Source organism: Buttiauxella gaviniae, assembly GCF_040786275.1.
GTDB classification, from domain to species: domain Bacteria; phylum Pseudomonadota; class Gammaproteobacteria; order Enterobacterales; family Enterobacteriaceae; genus Buttiauxella; species Buttiauxella gaviniae_A.
Map to the genome: position 1 here is coordinate 202,702 of NZ_JBFMVT010000002.1, position 18,259 is coordinate 220,960.

18 protein-coding genes are annotated in these 18,259 nt (G+C 52.2%); 5 read left to right on the forward strand and 13 right to left on the reverse strand.

Features of this window, described 5'->3' with window-relative positions; translation table 11 throughout:
* Positions 1-101 precede the first annotated feature (101 nt).
* Positions 102-734, forward strand: coding sequence for a Maf family protein (locus AB1E22_RS01605; RefSeq protein ID WP_367593771.1), 633 nt, complete (start codon positions 102-104; stop codon positions 732-734).
* Between the two features lie 51 nt (positions 735-785).
* On the opposite strand, the gene rluC is transcribed toward AB1E22_RS01605, so the two are convergent.
* Positions 786-1,739 (reverse strand): 23S rRNA pseudouridine(955/2504/2580) synthase RluC, encoded by a 954-nt coding sequence (rluC, locus tag AB1E22_RS01610; protein ID WP_367593772.1) that lies wholly within the window; start codon positions 1,737-1,739, stop codon positions 786-788.
* A 571-nt stretch (positions 1,740-2,310) separates the two neighbouring features.
* On the opposite strand from rluC, the gene rne reads away from it, so the two are divergent.
* A complete protein-coding gene (gene rne / locus AB1E22_RS01615) occupies positions 2,311-5,661 on the forward strand; it encodes a ribonuclease E (protein ID WP_367593773.1) in 3,351 nt (1,116 codons plus the stop codon).
* Positions 5,662-5,821: 160 nt separating this feature from the next.
* Here rne and flgL read toward each other — a convergent pair whose 3' ends face one another.
* From flgL to flgB, 11 genes are all read right to left on the reverse strand, one after another.
* Positions 5,822-6,772 (reverse strand): flagellar hook-associated protein FlgL, encoded by a 951-nt coding sequence (gene flgL / locus AB1E22_RS01620; protein WP_367593774.1) that lies wholly within the window; start codon positions 6,770-6,772, stop codon positions 5,822-5,824.
* Positions 6,773-6,788: 16 nt separating this feature from the next.
* The gene (flgK, locus tag AB1E22_RS01625; RefSeq protein ID WP_367593775.1) at positions 6,789-8,456 is read right to left on the reverse strand and encodes a flagellar hook-associated protein FlgK; all 1,668 of its coding nucleotides are present in this window, start codon (positions 8,454-8,456) and stop codon (positions 6,789-6,791) included.
* Between the two features lie 180 nt (positions 8,457-8,636).
* The gene (gene flgJ / locus AB1E22_RS01630) at positions 8,637-9,578 is read right to left on the reverse strand and encodes a flagellar assembly peptidoglycan hydrolase FlgJ (RefSeq protein WP_367593776.1); all 942 of its coding nucleotides are present in this window, start codon (positions 9,576-9,578) and stop codon (positions 8,637-8,639) included.
* Positions 9,578-10,672, reverse strand: coding sequence for a flagellar basal body P-ring protein FlgI (locus AB1E22_RS01635; RefSeq protein WP_367593777.1), 1,095 nt, complete (start codon positions 10,670-10,672; stop codon positions 9,578-9,580). Before AB1E22_RS01635 ends, flgJ begins: the two co-directional genes overlap by 1 nt.
* A gap of 11 nt (positions 10,673-10,683) precedes the next feature.
* Positions 10,684-11,379: a flagellar basal body L-ring protein FlgH gene (flgH, locus tag AB1E22_RS01640; protein ID WP_367593778.1), complete on the reverse strand. Its 696-nt coding sequence runs from the start codon at positions 11,377-11,379 to the stop codon at positions 10,684-10,686.
* 63 nt (positions 11,380-11,442) lie between these two features.
* On the reverse strand, positions 11,443-12,225 hold the full coding sequence (gene flgG, locus AB1E22_RS01645) for a flagellar basal-body rod protein FlgG (protein WP_064517889.1): 783 nt from the start codon (positions 12,223-12,225) through the stop codon (positions 11,443-11,445).
* A 135-nt stretch (positions 12,226-12,360) separates the two neighbouring features.
* Positions 12,361-13,116, reverse strand: coding sequence for a flagellar basal body rod protein FlgF (locus tag AB1E22_RS01650; protein ID WP_367593779.1), 756 nt, complete (start codon positions 13,114-13,116; stop codon positions 12,361-12,363).
* A gap of 19 nt (positions 13,117-13,135) precedes the next feature.
* Positions 13,136-14,398 carry a flagellar hook protein FlgE gene (gene flgE, locus AB1E22_RS01655; RefSeq protein WP_367593780.1) on the reverse strand — a complete coding sequence of 421 codons (1,263 nt, stop codon included), beginning with the start codon at positions 14,396-14,398 and terminating at the stop codon, positions 13,136-13,138.
* Positions 14,399-14,425: 27 nt separating this feature from the next.
* On the reverse strand, positions 14,426-15,103 hold the full coding sequence (flgD, locus tag AB1E22_RS01660) for a flagellar hook assembly protein FlgD (protein ID WP_367593781.1): 678 nt from the start codon (positions 15,101-15,103) through the stop codon (positions 14,426-14,428).
* 11 nt (positions 15,104-15,114) lie between these two features.
* Complete coding sequence (flgC, locus tag AB1E22_RS01665) at positions 15,115-15,519, reverse strand: flagellar basal body rod protein FlgC (protein ID WP_367593782.1); 405 nt, start codon at positions 15,517-15,519, stop codon at positions 15,115-15,117.
* Between the two features lie 3 nt (positions 15,520-15,522).
* Entirely contained in the window at positions 15,523-15,939 is a 417-nt protein-coding gene (flgB, locus tag AB1E22_RS01670; RefSeq protein ID WP_064557739.1) for a flagellar basal body rod protein FlgB, read from the reverse strand.
* A 152-nt stretch (positions 15,940-16,091) separates the two neighbouring features.
* Here flgB and flgA point away from each other — a divergent pair, with 152 nt between their 5' ends.
* The 3 genes from flgA (at position 16,092) to flgN (ending at position 17,692) form a co-directional block, all read left to right on the forward strand.
* Positions 16,092-16,751 (forward strand): flagellar basal body P-ring formation chaperone FlgA, encoded by a 660-nt coding sequence (gene flgA, locus AB1E22_RS01675; RefSeq protein WP_367593783.1) that lies wholly within the window; start codon positions 16,092-16,094, stop codon positions 16,749-16,751.
* A 97-nt stretch (positions 16,752-16,848) separates the two neighbouring features.
* Positions 16,849-17,154 (forward strand): flagellar biosynthesis anti-sigma factor FlgM, encoded by a 306-nt coding sequence (gene flgM / locus AB1E22_RS01680; protein ID WP_367593784.1) that lies wholly within the window; start codon positions 16,849-16,851, stop codon positions 17,152-17,154.
* Positions 17,155-17,269: 115 nt separating this feature from the next.
* Positions 17,270-17,692 carry a flagella biosynthesis chaperone FlgN gene (gene flgN, locus AB1E22_RS01685; RefSeq protein WP_367593785.1) on the forward strand — a complete coding sequence of 141 codons (423 nt, stop codon included), beginning with the start codon at positions 17,270-17,272 and terminating at the stop codon, positions 17,690-17,692.
* A 59-nt stretch (positions 17,693-17,751) separates the two neighbouring features.
* Here the strand turns inward: flgN and AB1E22_RS01690 are convergent, their stop codons facing one another.
* Positions 17,752-18,237 carry a cold shock domain-containing protein gene (locus AB1E22_RS01690; protein WP_367597302.1) on the reverse strand — a complete coding sequence of 162 codons (486 nt, stop codon included), beginning with the start codon at positions 18,235-18,237 and terminating at the stop codon, positions 17,752-17,754.
* Positions 18,238-18,259 lie beyond the last annotated feature (22 nt).

Here is an 18,259-nt window from a genome sequence, read left to right on the forward strand (position 1 = left end):
GAAAAAGCCTGTAAACAGTGCCTTTTCTACTTATTCGCACACATTGCGGTGGCATAGTTTAAAATGCCTTTTCATGGATCGCTATCATTAATGAAAAAAATATGACGCAAATTGTTCTGGCCTCAACCTCGCCATACCGTCGGGAACTGCTTGAAAAGCTCGGCATCCCCTTTACCGCTGCGGCTCCACAAGTCGATGAAACACCAATTCCGGGTGAAGATGCCCGCCAACTCGTCATGCGCCTGGCGCAAGCTAAAGCTCAGGTATTGAGCGCAAAGTATCCAAATCATCTGATTGTCGGCTCAGATCAGGTCTGCGTATTAGACGGGAAAATCGCCGGCAAACCGCATACCGAAGAAAAAGCGGTGGAACAATTGCTGATTGCTCGCAACAGCATTGTTACATTTTATACAGGTTTGGCGCTTTATAGCTCCGCATCCGGAAATTTACAGGTGATTTGCGAGCCGTTTGATGTCCATTTTCGCCATCTGAGTGAACAAGAGATCCGCAACTATGTCCGTAAAGAACAGCCGTTACAGTGTGCGGGCAGTTTTAAGAGCGAAGGGCTGGGGATTACGTTGTTTGAAAAGCTAGAGGGGCGCGATCCCAACACGCTTGTCGGATTACCGCTTATTGCCCTGTGTGAAATGTTGCGAAACGAAGGCGTTAATCCGCTTCTTATTAGAGCAGAGCATGTCGGATGGCCCAGCCGCTTATCCGACCTACAAAACTAATTCCGGGCGGATTAACAACGTGCCATCCGCCACAAAATACCGGGCTGTCACCTACCGGGCATTACGCAAAAAGTTAAGGCAACGCTTTAACTGCTCGTCCAGCGGCGCTTCAACGCGCATAATTTCACCGGTATTAGGATGGGTAAAACGTAACGCCGCGGCATGCAGGAACAAGCGGTTCAGCCCTGTCCCTACAAGTTGCTTGTCAAATTCACGGTCACCGTAACGATCGTCAAAAGCAATCGGGTGGCCTGCATGCAGCGTATGCACGCGAATCTGGTGGGTACGGCCTGTTACCGGGCTACAGCGCACAAGCGTTGCAAAAGCATAACGCTCTTCCACTTTAAAGCGTGTTTCAGAGGGTTTACCTTCGCTGTTTACCCGCACGATGCGCTCACCGCTTTGCAAAATATTTTTCAGCAATGGCGCCTGCACCACTTTCATGTGCGACTGCCACTGGCCTCTCACCAGCGCGAGATAATCCTTCTGCATCCCCTTTTCACGGAGTTGCTCATGCAAAGACCGCAATGCGGAACGTTTCTTGGCAACCAGTAAAATCCCGGAAGTATCGCGGTCAAGACGATGCACCAGCTCAAGGAATCGCGCTTCAGGGCGCAGAGCGCGTAAACCTTCAATAACGCCAAAACTTAAACCGCTGCCGCCATGAACGGCAGTGCCGGATGGCTTGTTAAGCACCAGAATATGATCATCTTCATACAAAATAGCATCGGTAAGCGCCGCTACTTTTTGCAGGTGCGGGGAGACAGCTTCCTCTTCGCGTTCCGCAACGCGAACCGGAGGAATACGAATTTCGTCGCCATCCTGGATTTTATATTCAGGCTTAATGCGTTTTTTATTCACGCGCACTTCGCCTTTACGCAAAATGCGATAAATCATGCTTTTCGGCACGCCTTTTAAACGAGCGAGCAAAAAGTTGTCGATACGTTGCCCGGCTTCATCGGCGGAAATGGCAACGATTTGTACTGAAGGAGTCTGAGTTTTCATGGTCGGCGATTCTAAATAGCGTGCGCGCATAGCGCCACTCATTTTTATGTGCTTAACTGAGAATCTGCCTAGTTTTGAGCCGTCTAACTCCCCTTTTTTTATTTTCTGCGACACGCAACGAAAAAGTGAGTTAAAAAACTGTAAGAAACGAGGCATCAAAGGCAAAAGTCATCTTGCTATAATAAGGTTAGCAATGGAATAATGTTGCGGTTTTCCGTGTGGATACTTGTTAGAACAAGGAATTTTGCGGAATTACCAGTTTTGCCTGAACGTCCATCCACGCAGCAATGGCGTAAGACGTATTGTACTTTCAGGCAGTTAGCGGGCTGCGGGTTGCAGCCTGACCGGTAAAATGGAATCAACTCTTAAGAAACATTCTAAGGTTATTCCCACGATAATTGCGCTGTATTTCCGTATGAAATACAGGCTACCGACACTTTGCGCCTCTCAGCAAGCGACAACCGTGAGGTTGGCGACTTAGCGTTTAGTCACGAGGCCATCGGTTCACTCCCGGTCAGCGTCACCATGCCCGTAGCTTTGTCACCAATGTAAGAATAATGAGTAAGTTACGATGAAAAGAATGCTAATAAACGCGACTCAGCAAGAAGAGTTGCGTGTCGCCCTTGTAGATGGGCAGCGCCTGTACGATCTGGATATTGAAAGTCCTGGACACGAACAGAAAAAAGCCAACATCTATAAAGGTAAAATCACCCGTATTGAACCAAGTCTGGAAGCGGCATTTGTAGATTACGGCGCGGAACGTCATGGTTTCCTCCCTCTTAAAGAAATTGCCCGCGAATACTTCCCGTCTAATTATTCATCACATGGTCGTCCGAACATTAAAGATGTTTTGCGCGAAGGCCAGGAAGTGATTGTTCAGATCGATAAAGAAGAACGTGGTAATAAAGGTGCAGCCTTGACCACCTTTATTAGTCTGGCAGGCAGTTATTTAGTACTGATGCCGAATAACCCACGTGCCGGTGGTATTTCACGCCGCATTGAGGGTGACGATCGCACTGAACTGAAAGAAGCTCTTTCCTCTCTGGAACTGCCAGACGGCATGGGTCTGATTGTACGTACCGCTGGCGTGGGTAAATCCGCTGAAGCACTGCAATGGGATTTAAGCTTCCGTCTGAAGCACTGGGAAGCGATTCAAAAAGCGGCGGAAAATCGCCCTGCTCCATTCCTTATCCATCAGGAAAGCAACGTTATCGTTCGTGCTTTCCGTGATTACCTGCGTCAGGATATCGGTGAAATTCTTATCGATAACCCGAAAGTACTCGAACTGGCTCGCCAGCATATCGGTGCTCTGGGTCGCCCTGATTTCAGCAGCAAAATTAAGCTCTACACCGGTGAAATCCCGCTGTTTAGCCACTACCAGATTGAATCGCAGATTGAATCCGCTTTCCAGCGTGAAGTCCGTCTGCCATCCGGCGGCTCGATTGTTATCGACTCCACCGAAGCGTTAACAGCCATCGACATCAACTCCGCGCGCGCAACTCGCGGTGGCGATATCGAAGAAACAGCCTTCAATACTAACCTTGAAGCGGCTGATGAAATCGCGCGCCAACTGCGTTTGCGTGACCTCGGCGGCCTGATTGTCATCGACTTCATCGACATGACACCAGTGCGCCACCAGCGTGCGGTAGAAAACCGTCTGCGTGAAGCGGTACGTCAGGATCGTGCGCGTATCCAGATTAGCCATATCTCGCGCTTCGGCCTGCTTGAAATGTCTCGTCAGCGTCTCTCCCCTTCTCTGGGCGAGTCCAGCCACCACGTCTGCCCGCGTTGTAGCGGAACAGGTACCGTGCGTGACAACGAATCCATGGCACTCTCCATTCTGCGTCTGATTGAAGAAGAAGCGCTGAAAGAGAACACCCAAGAAGTTCACGCGATTGTTCCTGTGCCCATTGCCTCTTACCTGCTGAACGAAAAACGTGATGCAGTCAGCGCGATTGAAACCCGTCAGGGCGGCGTGAAAGCCATCATTGTGCCAAACGATCAGATGGAAACTCCGCACTACTCCGTACTGCGCGTGCGCAAAGGCGAAGAGAGCAAAACCCTTAGCTACATGCTGCCGAAGCGTTACGAAGAAGAGATGGCGATGCCATCTGAAGAAGAGTACGCGGAACGTAAGCGTCCTGAACAACCCGCTCTTGCGACCTTTGTGATGCCAGAAGTGCCACCGGCTCCACAAGAATCAGCACCTGTTGCAACGCCAGCCCCAGCGGCAAAACCAGCTGTAGCAAAAGCAACTACGGTTGAACAACCGGGTCTGATCAGCCGTTTCTTCGGTGCGCTGAAAAAGCTGTTTGCAGGCGAAAGCACCACCGAAAACAAAGACGTTGAGGAAGCGAAACCTGCTGAGGCAGAAAGCCAGCGTCAAGGCCAGGAGCGCCGTAACAACCGTCGTCAGAATAACCGCCGTGACCGTAACGATCGTGGCGATCGCAATAACCGCGATCGTGATAATCGTGGTGACCGCGACAACCGCAACGAAAATCGTGACAACCGTGAGCCGCGTGAAAATCGCGATCGCGACGAAAACCGTCGCAACCGTCGCCAGGGTCAACAACAAAATGCAGAAGTGCGTGAAACTCGTCAGAACGTAGTGGAAGAAGCTGAAAAGCCAAAAGCCCGTGATGAGCAGCAACCACGCCGTGAACGTAACCGTCGCCGTAGCGATGATAAACGCCAGGCCCAGCAAGAAGTCAAAGTTCTGCAGCGTGAAGACGCGGTAGTAGAAGTTGAAGCTGAGCAGGAAGAACGCGTCCAGGTTATGCCGCGCCGTAAACAGCGCCAGCTAAACCAGAAAGTACGCTTCGAATCTGCACCAGATTCTGCGGCCGAGGTTACAGCAACGCCTGTTGTTTCTGAAGCACCAGCGGCACCTGTTGCACGTACCGAATTGGCAACTATCCCGTTACCAGCCGTTATTGAGAAAGCTGCTGTTGAGCAAGAAGACAACAGCGATTCTCGTAACGACGCCAACGGTATGCCGCGTCGTTCTCGTCGTTCCCCACGCCACCTGCGTGTGAGCGGCCAGCGTCGTCGTCGTTATCGTGATGAGCGTTACCCAACGCAGTCACCAATGCCGTTGATCGTTGCCTGTGCGTCACCTGAGTTAGCCTCCGGTAAAGCCTGGATTAGTTACCCGGTAGCTCGTTCGCAAGAAGAGTCGCAGTTCGAGAGCAATGTTGAACAGACCCCTGCGTTTGTTCCACATGAACAAGAAACGGCTTACGTGAACATTGAGCAGCCAGCGGTTCATCAGGTAGCGCAACACGTTGCTGAAGATAAAACGGTTGAAACTGCGCACATTGAAACTGCGCAAGTAGAAACGACGCATCCGGAAATTATTGCCACGCCAGTGACTGAACAGCCGCATTTGATTGCTGTTGAAGATGACGTTGTTGCTGAACAAGTGATCGACGAAGTCAAACCTGCACAAGATGAAGTCGCTGTGGAAAATCATCCGCAGCAGGCGGCAGAACTTGCTCAGGAAGCGCCGGTTGTTGTTGCACAAACGGCACCAGAGGCTCCGGTTGAAGAAGTTAAGCAACCAGAAGTGACTGTTGCTGCACAACCTGTGGTTCATGACGCTGTCGCTCAGGAAGCTGTAGTTGAAGCAACTGAAGTTGAAAAAACTGGCGTTGAAGAGACTGTTGCGAAAGAAACGGTCGTGGAAACCACACCAGTGGTGAAAGTCGTGCAGCCAGAAGTTCCGGTTGTTACGCATGTGGTTAAACATGCAACGGCTCCTATGACGCGTGCTCCAGCCCCTGAGTACACGCCAGAAGCGCCACGTCAGAGCGATTGGGTCCGCCCAACGTATGACTTCAGTGGCCGCGGTTCTGCTGGTGGTAGCAGTGCAACTCACCAGGCAACAGCGCCAGCAACACGCCCGCAAAGCACTGACTAATCGCTAAGCGTTGCTAAAAAGCCGATCGGGAAACCGGTCGGCTTTTTTATTTGCTGCGATTCCCCCTCTTTTTCGGGCAAAAAAAAGCCCACTCAGGGGTGCCAGAGCGGGCAGATAAAGCGTACCCAGTTTCATGGCACGCCCAAAAAGGTAATAACAATTATCGATTAAGCTGGAACAGGGACATCCCTTGCATATCGCTGAACGCTTTGTATGAAGCCTGAAGTGCCGCCTGCTGCATCACATAAGAAGAGATGGCAGAGTTCCAGTCTACATCCACTAAATCACTCATCTGCTGCGCCTGGCCTAAGCCACGGTCACTGCCTAATTCATCAAGCTTATCCAGTTCATTAAGCTGAGTACCCAACTCCGCACGTACCGTCAGCACGTTATTGAGTGAGTTTTTTAGCCCACGGTTGGTTTTATCTACCGCGCCCTGCTCTACGTCAGTCAAATCGGCAGCGGGCTTTTTCAGCGCGCTAATCGCGGAGTCCAGCATATTAAACAGATTACTTTCAGACGGCGAGCCATCCGGTTCAGGAACGGCATTGCTGGTCAGCGAATCAAAAATTTGCGTTCCGGTGTGGCCGATTGTCATCGTGCGGGATGCATCCACGGTTTGAGAAACCGGCGTACTGCCGCCGCTGTAAGTCACACTTCCCGTCCCACCGCTAAACGGGGCAGATTCCGTTTTGTATCCGGCAAAAATATAGCGCCCGTTGCCATCGGTACTGTTGGCAAGGTTTAAGATTTGATTACGAATACCTTCCAGATCGGTCGCCAGCGAAGCACGGTCATCGTCGCTCAGCGTGCCGTTACCGGCATAAACGATCTTCTCCTGCGCCGATTGAATCGCCGTGGTCACCTGGCCTAACACGTTTTCTTCCAGGGAGACTTTTTGCGTCGCAAAAGTCCGGGCTAAAGCATACTGGCTGTTTTGCGCCTGAGCCTGGGACAACACCACCGCCTGCGAAGCGGCAATAGGGTCATCAGAGGGCTTATTGACGCGTTTACCGGTAGACATTTGTTCACCGTAACGCAGCCACTCGCTTTGCGCGTCGGTTACGCCACGCATATTCTGCTGGTACATCATTGCGGTACTGATACGCATACGCCAGTTCCCTTAATTAACGGATGGACAGTAACGCATCAAACAGGGTTGATGCCGTCTGAAGAACCTGCGCATTCGCGAGGTAATATTGTTGGAAACGCTGCAAGTTACCGTACTCTTCGTCAAGGTTAACGCCAGAGATGGACTGCTGTTGGTTGCTGAGCTGCGTGACCACGTTATTCTGCGTCGTGCTGGTGACTTTCAGTGTGCTGGTTTTGTTACCCACATCGCTTACAAGACTGGCATAGGCATCGTTAAACGATTTGTTGCCGTTGACTATCTTGCCATTTTGCAAATCCAGCATCGCCTGAGCATTGCGGTTATCGCTTTCACCGTTGTCTGCTGCGCCAGCCAATGCCAGCTTACTTTCGTCAGTGATCAGCACGCCCATATTTACTACCGCATCTGACACCGGTTTTACGGTAAAGCTGTCATTTTTAGTCGGTGCAGCACCGCTAATATCGAGCTTCAGCCCGTCGAAGCTCATGCTCATTTTACCGGTGCCATCATCGGTAACCGCAGCCGTAAACTGCTTATTATCCGACAGACGCGTAACTTGCCAGTCCTTGCCGTCGTAAACCACTTTGTAGTCGCTGGCCTGTACCTGGGAGCTGTCCGTCATGCTTGCGGTAAGCGTGGTGGATTTAGACGCATTATTGCTATTGCTCAGAACCGCCGGGCCGCCGAATTTGAAAAAGTCACCGCCTGCCTTAGCCGGGTCGCCAGCATCAAACCCTTTACCATGCTGTTTGTTAATCGCATCAGCAAACGTCAGAGCCAGTTGCCCCAGACGGTTACGGGCGCTGTCGAGATCCTGCGAACGGAAAGTCAGCATCCCGCCAAGCGTGCCGCTTTTCAGTTGGCTTTCAGGGATTTCGGTGGTGCCTGAAACTGAATCAACATAGCCAACGGTAATACGGGAAGGATCCGCATCCGAACCTACCGCCGCCAGTTTGTTCGCTTTATCGCCCTGCACCAGAGATAAACCGTTGGCAATGGAAACGTTATACGTCCCACCATCCTGCACGCTCACCTCAACGCCCACAATCTGGTTAAGCTCGCTCACCAGTTGATCGCGCTGATCGAGAAGATCGTTCGGTGCCGCACCCGCTCCTACGCCGGTCATCCGTGAAATTTGGGTATTCAGATTGGCAATCTGGCTGGCGTAATTATTGATTTGTTCCACGCTGCTCTGAATAGCGGTATTCACCTGCTTATCCTGATCGCGAAGATATTGATCGGTCACCTTAAACTGATTTACCAGGCCGCTTGCATTACCCAGTAATGCCTGACGCGCAGCCGGGTCTTCAGAGTTACTGACCAGCGTTTGCAAGCCAGTGAAAAAACTCTGCATGGTGGTTGCGAGGCTGTTGGTGGTGCCAGACAGAATATTGTCAATTTTAGACATCTGCTGGTACTGGGTATTCAGACCGCTGCTTTGCGTTTGTGCCGCGCGCAACTGGTTAGTGATAAACGCATCATATTCACGTTGCACACCGCTGACTTGCACACCATTGCCAATCCAGCCACCGGCTCCCAGCGTGCTTTGCGACTGAGACAAAACGGTGGTCTGGCGGGTATAACCGGTAATGTTGTAGTTCGAAATATTGTTACTGACGGTATTCAGTGCCGCCTGAGCAGCACCCAGGCCACTCATGGCACTGTTAATCAGGCTACTGGACATGGGGGTTCCTTAATATATTCCTGACAAAGTCTTAATCGTTTTTGTAGGGTGGATAAGCGCCAGCGCCATCCACCTGTTATGTCGGATGGCACTACTGCTTATCCGACCTACAACAGAAGTTTGTCATTAGCCTCAAATCAATAAGTAATATCGGCAGGCTGATGCAGGACTTGAGTTTTTTCAGAACAAATTAGAGAGATCGTTGTTGTACGCTTTCGCCACTTTCTCACCCATCGCTTTCATCTGCTGAATCATGCCGGTTAGCTTGCGGGCATAATTCGGATCGGTGGCATAACCCGCATTTTGCAGGGCTTGCGCGCCCTGTTCTGCGGTATTCGCACTGGTCACTGCGGCGTAACGAGGGTTACGCGTCAGCAAACCGACGTAGTCAGACAGCGCTTCGAGATATGAGCTGTAGACACGGAATTTGGCCTTCACCTTTTTCGCTTCACCATTCTCATATTCGGTGGTAGTGATCTCCGTCACCGGCCCTTTCCAGTTGCTGCTGGCCTTCACACCGAACAGGTTAAAGCTCGGCTCGCCTTTTTCAGTGAGGATTTGCCGCTGGCCCCAACCTGACTCCAGCGCAGCCTGCGCCAGAATCAAGTGGTGCGGAATGCCGCTCTGCTCACTGGCAAGCCTTGCCGGTAACGAAAGCTGCGCCAGGAAGTCTTTACTGTCTCCCGTCAGCGGTTCTTCGTTAGACGGCACTTTCGGAATCGCCTGGCGTACCATCTGCGTTAATGTCTGATTCTGGAAACTGGTGGTGGTTTGCAGATCAAATTTCATCGGCACTTTACCGGCATCTTCAGACGGGTCGGCATTGCCGCCCATCTGCTCAACCATCATGTCTGCCAGCCCAAGCCCTTTGGCGCTGAGCTGCTGCGCGATTTGCTGATCATAGATGCTGGTATACATGCGCGTCTGCTCGCTGCTAAACAGGCCATCTTTTGGCAGCGCCTCACGCATGCTTTTTAACATCATCTGGACAAACATCCCTTCCACCTGGCGGGCAACCGACTTCATGTTGCCTTTTGGATCTTGCCCGGTTTTCGCTTTTAGCTCGTTAAGCGAGTTAGCATCCCATGCAGCATTCGCCAGTGACTGGGTATCGTTAAGCATCAGATGATTTCCACTTTGGCACGTAAACAGCCTGCGGTTTGCATCGACTGCAGAATCGACATCAGTTCCATCGGCGATGCACCTAACGTGTTTAGCGCCCGAACCACATTATTCAGATTGGCGCTGGCGTTAACCCGTTGCAGCGCCCCGCCATTTTGACGCAGGTCGATTTGCGTTTGCGGCGTCACCACGGTTTGCCCCCCACCAAATGGCGTATCAGGCTGGCTTACCTGCGCCTGGCGATTTACCGTGACAGACAAATTCCCCTGCGCGACGGCACAGGTATCGAGTGTGACTTCCTGGTTCATCACTACCGATCCGGTACGCGAGTTAATGATCACTTTCGCGTCCTGGGCTGGCATATTCACTTCCAGGTTCTGGATATCTGCCAACAGACGTACCTGCGAGCTGTTACCGCTCGGGACGCGAATCTGGATGGTGCGGGCATCAAGTGCCGAAGCGCTACCAAAACCACGCGAGCGGTTGATGGTATCGGTGATTTGCTGGGCAAGCGTAAAGTCGTCATTGTTCAATTGCAGGCTGATAATATTCCCGCTGCCAAAAGTGCCCGGTAATTCACGTTCAATTACCGCCCCGTTAGTAATACGCCCGCCGTTAAGCTGGTTGACCTGAACGCTGCTGCCACCGGCTGAAGCACCAGCGCCACCGACCAGAATGTTGCCTTGCGCCAGGGCATAAACCTGGTTATCAACCCCTTTAAGCGGCGTCATCAATAGTGTGCCGCCGCGCAGGCTTTTAGCATTACCCATCGAAGAAACCACGACGTCAATATTTTGTCCGGAACGCGCGAACGCCGGGTATTTCGCCGTCACCATCACCGCTGCGACGTTTTTGAGCTGCATATTGGTGCCCGCCGGAACGGTAATCCCCAACTGCGACAGCATGTTATTTAGCGTCTGGGTGGTGAAAGGCGTTTGCGTGGTCTGGTCACCCGTTCCATCAAGCCCTACCACCAGACCATAGCCAATCAGGGAGTTTTCACGCACGCCCTGAACGGTTGTCAGGTCGCGGATACGGTCGGCCTGAGCAAGCGTTGCCACCAGCATTAACAATCCGAATAGATATTTGGTCATGTGTCCCTCGCTTACATCGGCGATAAATTAAGGAAGAAGCGTTGCAACCAGCCCATGTTCTGCGCTTCGTTGATATAGCCGTTGCCAACATATTCGATACGCGCATCCGCCACTTGCGTGGATGACACGGTATTGGTGCCGCTGATGGTGCGAGGATTCACCACGCCGGAGAAACGAATAAATTCGGTACCCTGATTAATGGCTATCTGTTTTTCACCCACGACGTGCAGGTTGCCGTTAGCCAGCACCTGATCGACCGTCACGGTTAAGGTTCCGCTAAAGGTGTTGCTGGCATTCGCGCCACCTTTACCGTTAAAGCTATTGCCGCCAGAGGCATCCACTGACGCGCGATCGTTACCAAATAACCCCTCGAGATAACGAGGTGTTACGTCGAAACCAAAGTTTGTTTTGCCGTCGCGGCTGGCATTCGCCGAGGAGCTTTTACTCGCGCTGACATTTTCCTGGAGCACAATGGTCAAGGTATCGCCGACGTTACGCGGGCGGCGGTCTTCAAACAGGGGTTGATAACCATAGTTCACCGGTTGCGCCGTCTGGAAAATAGAACCGTTGATGACCGGTGCAGGCCCCGGCACCGGCTGGGCCGTCGTCGCCCCTTCCACCAGCGGTTTAGTAGGTATCAGCGCACAGCCACTTGTGGCGAGCACCAGGCATATCAAGCCAGGACGGAGAACCATGGGTTTTTTCATTGCTTTCATCTTCAGGTCATTCAGATAACGACAGCCGGTGCGACATGCACACCGGCAAACGCCTTACAGTTGCGTAAGTTTTTGCAGCATCTGATCGGTAGTAGAAACAGCTTTACTGTTGATTTCGTAAGCGCGCTGAACCTGGATCATATTCACCAGCTCTTCCGCAACATTGACGTTAGAGGTTTCAACGTACCCCTGATACAACAAACCTGCGCCATTAAGGCCAGGAGTGCTCTCGTTTGGCGTACCGGAAGATTGGGTTTCGGCGTACAGGTTTTCACCCAGACTTTCCAGACCGGTATCATTCATAAAGGTGGTCAAATTAAGCTGACCTACCTGAACAGGCTGCGCCTGCCCCTGCTGAGTCACGCTTACAATCCCATCGCGTCCAACGGTAATCGTCAGGGCGTTAGCCGGAATAGTGATAGCAGGCTGAACCTGGAAACCGCCCGCCGTCACCAACTGGCCGTTTTGGTCCACCTGGAAGGAACCGTCGCGGGTATAGGCGCTGGTGCCATCCGGCAACTGCACCTGGAAGAACCCCTGGCCTTTGATTGCCACATCTTTGCTATTATTGGTCTGAGACAGGTTGCCCTGGCTATGCAGACGTTCGGTGGCAACCGGACGTACGCCGGTACCAATCTGCAAACCTGACGGTAACGTGGTCTGCTCGGACGATTGCGCTCCCGGCTGGCGAATAGTTTGATAAAGCAAGTCTTCGAATACCGCACGCTGACGCTTAAAACCGTTGGTGGAGACGTTTGCCAGGTTGTTAGCAATCACATCCATATTGGTTTGTTGAGCATCAAGCCCGGTTTTGGCGATCCATAAAGAACTGATCATAATGAATTCCTGTTAGAACCTATGTTTCGTAGGTCAGGTGACGCAAATGGTGGATGTCGCTGACGCTAATCCCCCTACAAAATCGATGTTTCGTAGGTCGGGCGAGCGCAGCGACACCCGACAACAGCACGGATATCAGGTCATTGAGAGCAACTGATTGGCGCGCTGTTCGTTCTCATCAACGCTTGAGATAATTTTCATCTGCATCTCAAAACGGCGGGCGTTAGAAATCATGTCGGCCATCGCTTCCACCGGCTTAACGTTGCTGCCTTCCAGTACGCCAGGCATCACTTTGATGGTGGCATCAGCCTGCAAAGTCGCACCACGCGTAGCCTGCGCCGCAGCGCTGAGACGGAAGAATCCGTCATCCCCGCGCACCACTTCCTGGCCGCTGGCTTTCACCAGTTTCAGGCGGCCAATCGGTGCCACGGTATTGGGCGAATCCCCTGGATTGAGAGCCGAAATCGTGCCGTCAGCGGCGATAGTGAGCTGCGAGCCCTGAGGGACGGCAATCGGGCCGCCTTCCCCCATCACCGGCTGCCCGGCGATGGTAAGTTGCCCGGCAGGGCTGACCTGCATATTGCCGTTGCGGGTATAGGCTTCTGTACCATCAGCACTTTGTACCGCCAGCCAGCCATCTTGTTGCAGGGCAACATCCAGCGGACGTTGGGTGTAATCAAGCTGGCCCTGCGACATATCAGCGCCCGGCGTTGAAGCCGTCACCAGCGTGCGCGTTGGCAAAGAGAGCCCTTCTACCGGAACCGCTCGTAGCGCGGTGAGCTGAGCACGAAATCCCGGCGTTGAAGCATTTGCCAGGTTGCTGGCCGTCACCGCCTGTTGATTCAGCGTCTGACTGGCCGCCCCCATAGCGGTATAAATTGCGTGATCCATTAAGCTATCCCGTCAGTGATTAGCGCAGGTTAACCAGGGTGTTCAGGATCTGGTCCTGGGTTTTGATGGTCTGCGCATTCGACTGGTAGTTACGCTGCGCGACGATCATATTGACCAGCTCTTTACTCAGGTCGACGTTCGAGGATTCCAGCGCACCGTTGGTCAGCGTACCGAAGTTACCTGAACCTGCCGTACCCAACAGCGCAACCCCGGAGGAGTTAGTCGCCGCCCAGACGTTGTTCCCTTCGGAGGCCAGCCCTTCCGGATTCGCAAAGTTCGACAGCACTATCTGGCCTAACAGTTGGGTTTGCTCGTTGGAGTAGTTACCGACGATGCTGCCGTCTTCGTTAATCTGGTAACTCACCAGATCGCCTGGCTTATAGCCGTTTTGATTGGCAGCCACGATGTTGTTTGAGCCGGTGTTTTGCTGCATGGAGTTGAGCAGGCTGAAGTCAAATTTCACCGGCGTCGCGCCGTTCAGTGCGCCGGTTGTCACTGAAAATGTTGGCGTCGTACTGGTGGTGTCCTGAGTGGGATCGTTTGGATCGGTTGCACTGGCAACAGAAATGTCTGTAATGCTGCCGTTAGCGTTAAAGTTAATGGCCCCCGCGCGTACCGCTTTAGAGCCTACAACGCTGCTGTCCTGGGTATACATATCCCATTTGTTATCAGCCGTTTTCACATAAAACACGTTCATGTCATGGGAGTTACCCAGGGTGTCATAAACGGTGATAGAACCTTTTTTGTTGTAGCTTGCCGAGTTGGTTGGGTCGAAAGGTTTCACTTCAGGCAGGGGATCAGAGGAGTTGAGGTTGATCTGCATCGACGCCTGAGAAGTCAGTTTTGCCGCCATCAATGTATTAGGAACAGAAAGCCCAACCGGGTTTGCCCCTTCCTGAACGGTTGGCGGCGTACCGGTTGCCGGATAGCCGGTCAACTGCATACCCTGCATGTTGACCAGATTACGGTTTTCGTCCAGTTTGAATTGGCCGTTACGGCTGTAATAGACAGAACCGTTGGTATCCACCAGCCGGAAGAAACCATTCTGGCTAATCGCCACATCCAGACCACGTCCGGTATTGGTGGTGGTACCGTCGCCAAAGTCCTGGGTAATGCCTGCGACTTTCACGCCCAGGCCCACTTTGGAGCCCGCAAACATATCGGCAAAAGAAACGCTGCCGGATTTAAAGCCGTAGGTGGCGGAGTTGGCGATGTTGTTACCAATCACGTCCAGGTTGGTGGCCGCAGCATTCAGGCCGCTGACCGCTTGAGAAAAGGCCATGTCTTACTCCTGCAAAGGGTTGAAGGCTTAAATAATCTGCCTGATGTCGTCGAGGGTGGAGGTGCCGTAAGTACCGAGGTCGAGCAAGGTCTTGCCATTACTGAGTGTCACACCGTTAACCAACGCAAAATTAAGCGGTTGAGCGACCAACTGAGTACCGCCATTACTGGCGCTGATGGCGACGTTATAAGCCCCGTCCGGAGCGGTGGTGCCGTCCGTCATGCTGCCATCCCAGGTGAAGGTATGAACGCCTGCGCTCAGGGCTCCCACATCAAGTGTGCGCACCACTTTGCCGGTGTTATCGGTGATTGTTGCGGTAACTTTGTCAGCAGCTTGTTGCAGCTCAACGCCAAACGGCGTGGTAGCTTCGCTGCCGGCGAGAATTTTCGAACCGGGGATCATTACGCCGTGACCAATCAAGGCGCTGGCCTGTACCGACTGGTTATTGGTTAACTGGCCCGACACCGAACCCAACGTAGTGTTGAGTTTTTCAATGCCGCTCACGGTACTGATTTGCGCAAGCTGCGTGGTCAGTTCATTATTTTGCAGAGGGTTAGTCGGGTCCTGGTTTTTCAACTGCGCGACGAGCAGCGTTAAGAAGCTGCTCTGAAGATCGGAGGCGTTACTCCCGGTCAGGCTGCTATTACCCGATAACGTATTAACACCACTGGCTGTGGTGTCGTTGATATTAACGGCGATGGACATCAGTCACTCCTTTACTGACCAATAGTCAGGGTTTTCAACATCATGCTTTTCACGGTGTTGAGTACTTCCACGTTGGCCTGATAGCTGCGCGAGGCTGACATGCTGTTAACCATCTCACCCACCACATCCACATTCGGCATACGCACGTAACCTTTGGCATCCGCCAGCGGATTGCCCGGCTGAAACACCAGTTTGTCGGGTGCCTGGCTCTCTTCCACGCCAGTGACTTTTACGCCGCCAGTTTCAGCGCCTGGAGCGGCATCAACCTGGAAAATAACCTGCTTAGCGCGATACGGTTGGCCATCCGGGCCGGTAGCACTATCGGCGTTAGCCAGGTTACTCGCCGCCACGTTCATCCTTTTGGATTGCGCGGCCATCGCCGAGCCCGCGATATCAAAAATATTCAGTAAAGCCATCTATTAGCCCCCCTGTTGCAGCACTGACATCATGCCTTTGATTTGCCCGCCAAGAACCGTCAGGTCTGACTGGTATTTCAGGCTGTTATCCGCAAACTGCGTACGTTCGCGGTCCATATCGACGGTGTTGCCATCCATCGACGGCTGGTCAGGAATGCGGTAAAGGAGATCAAGCTGCGGGACCGTTTGGGTTTGCGCCGGAATATGGCGAGAAGAGGTTAAAGCGAGCGATACGCCGCTGCCTTCAACGCGTCCTCTGTCCATCACTTTTTTCATTTCACTGGCAAAATCAATATCGCGAGCCTGATAGCCTGGGGTATCGGCATTGGCGATATTCGCCGCCAGAATCTCCTGACGCTGGGCGCGCAAATTTATCGCTTCTTGCTGAAATCGCAGCGCGGCATCCAGTTTGTCTAGCATGTTCCCTCCGCATAATTAGGATTTGTCCGACAGCTTAAAGCGCCTTACGCGTGCGTTATCGTTGGAATAGACACAAAATGCGTCGCTATTTATCGCCTTGATCAATTCCGTATGCGGTTAAAATCACTGCAACCTGAACAAGGAGAAGCGTCATGAACGGTCTGAAAACCTGGAGCACTCTTGCCATTCTGCTGGCTTGCCCACCGGCATTAGCCAGTATTCTGGATGCGCCGTTGAGCCAGTTTTTTCAGCAGCGTCTGGCGGGAATTAGCGATGAAGTGTCGGTGATTGTGAAAACCCCTGATGCGCAATTGCCCCCCTGCCCGCTTCCCGATTTTTCGATGCCGGGTAATAGCCGTCTCTGGGGCAACGTGAGTGTTCTGGCACGTTGTGGAAGCGATAAGCGTTTCATTCAGGCTGAAGTCCAGGCGACAGGAAATTATGTGGTTGCCGCTCAGGCACTGCCGCGCGGAAGCGTGATAAATGAAAGCCAGGTGCAGCTCAAACGCGGAAGGCTGGATCAATTACCTCCGCGAGCCATGTTGGATATTCAGCAGGCAAATAGCGCGGTGACGCTGCGTGATATTGCGCCCAATCAGCCTATTATGCTGTCGATGGTGCGTCAGTCCTGGCGAGTTAAAGCCGGGCAGCGGGTGCAGGTCGTGGCGGCGGGGGAAGGATTTAGTGTGAACAGCGAAGGCAAAGCGCTGAACAATGCCGCCGTCGCTCAAAATGCACGTGTGCGGATGGATTCGGGGCAAATTGTGAGTGGCGTCGTCGGCACGGATGGGAATATTCTGATTAACTTGTAATATTCCATTGAAGCCCAAGAAGGCTTTAAAGGTTCCGTGAAAACTGCCGATAATATTTTAACAGATGATTGATATTGCCCCGCGATGAGGAAAGAAAATGAGCATTGATCGCACGTCTCCTTTGAAACCGGTAAGTACCGTACAACCGCGTGAGACGCCAGAAGCTCCGATTCAAAAGAGCCGCCTGGAAAAAAGCACCACGCCAAATAGCACTAACGTGACGCTGAGTGACGCGCAGGCGAAGTTAATTCAACCCGGCAGCGGTGATATCAATATGGAACGCGTTGAAGCACTCAAAACGGCGATCCGCAACGGTGAGCTTAAAATGGATACCGGCAAAATTGCCGACGCGTTAATCCAGCAAGCTCAAAGTGAAGCTCTAAATAATTCAGGTTCCAGGTAGGCGGCAAGAGAAATTATGCCGATGAGCTTACCTTAGTAAGAGATTCGGATAACCAGTGCGGCCAACGCCCCTGCAACTTGAAGTATGACGAGTAATTTATCGAGTAAATAATTGCATGAATCGTCTGTTAGAAGTGATGGATCAAATGACTGTGGTGCTCAACTCTCTTAAAGAGGTGATGGACGCCGAGCAGCAACAATTATCCGCAGGCCATGTGAATGGCAGTGCATTACAGCGCATTACCGAAGATAAAAGCTCACTGCTTGCAACACTTGATTATCTCGAGCAGCTTCGCCGTGCCGAACAGAATGCAGAAAACACAGGCAGCACGGATATTAGCCAGCGGTGGCAGACGATTACGCAAAAAACACAGCATTTACGTGAAATCAACCAACATAACGGTTGGTTACTCGAGGATCAGCTAGCGCGTAATGAACAAGCGTTAGCGGTGCTCAAGCCGCATCAGGAACCGAATCTTTACGGGGCCGATGGGCAAGCGACGACGGTCAGTCGCGGCGGGAAGAAAATCACCATTTAATAGCAGATTGGCTATCAGAATAAATAAGGGCGGTTTCAAAACACCGCCCCGGTAATGCGTTACAGATTTTTCAGAATCTTCATTGTGGCTTCCACATCAATTTCATCTTCCGAGAAAATTAACGTTGAACCCTGGAACGTGGTAACCGCCAGCTTTTTCAGCGTGCGCATTTCCCCGGGCTTAGGTTCTGATTTCGGGCGGATGCTGTTCATCAATGCGCCCACAGACAGCACGGCATTTTCTTTATCGATCTTCGTCTCGGCAGGCACTTCTTCGCTGTAAACCAGGAAGGACTTAATTGCCGTGATTTTGATGCGCTCACCGGCAATGTAGATGTACTTGCTTTCAGGTTCGACTTTTACGGCGAAGGCCGATAAGCCCTTATTGTTGGTCGTTGGCTCGAAAGTCACCGAAGCATCTTTCTTAATCAGCTCAGGGTTGGCGACCTTAATCACATGAAAATAACGATTGTCACCGTTTTCATCTTTGATAAAACCGAAACCTTTATCTTCAAACCAGGTTGTGATTGTTCCGTGCATCGCTATTACCGCCTAATTAATCTTTCAG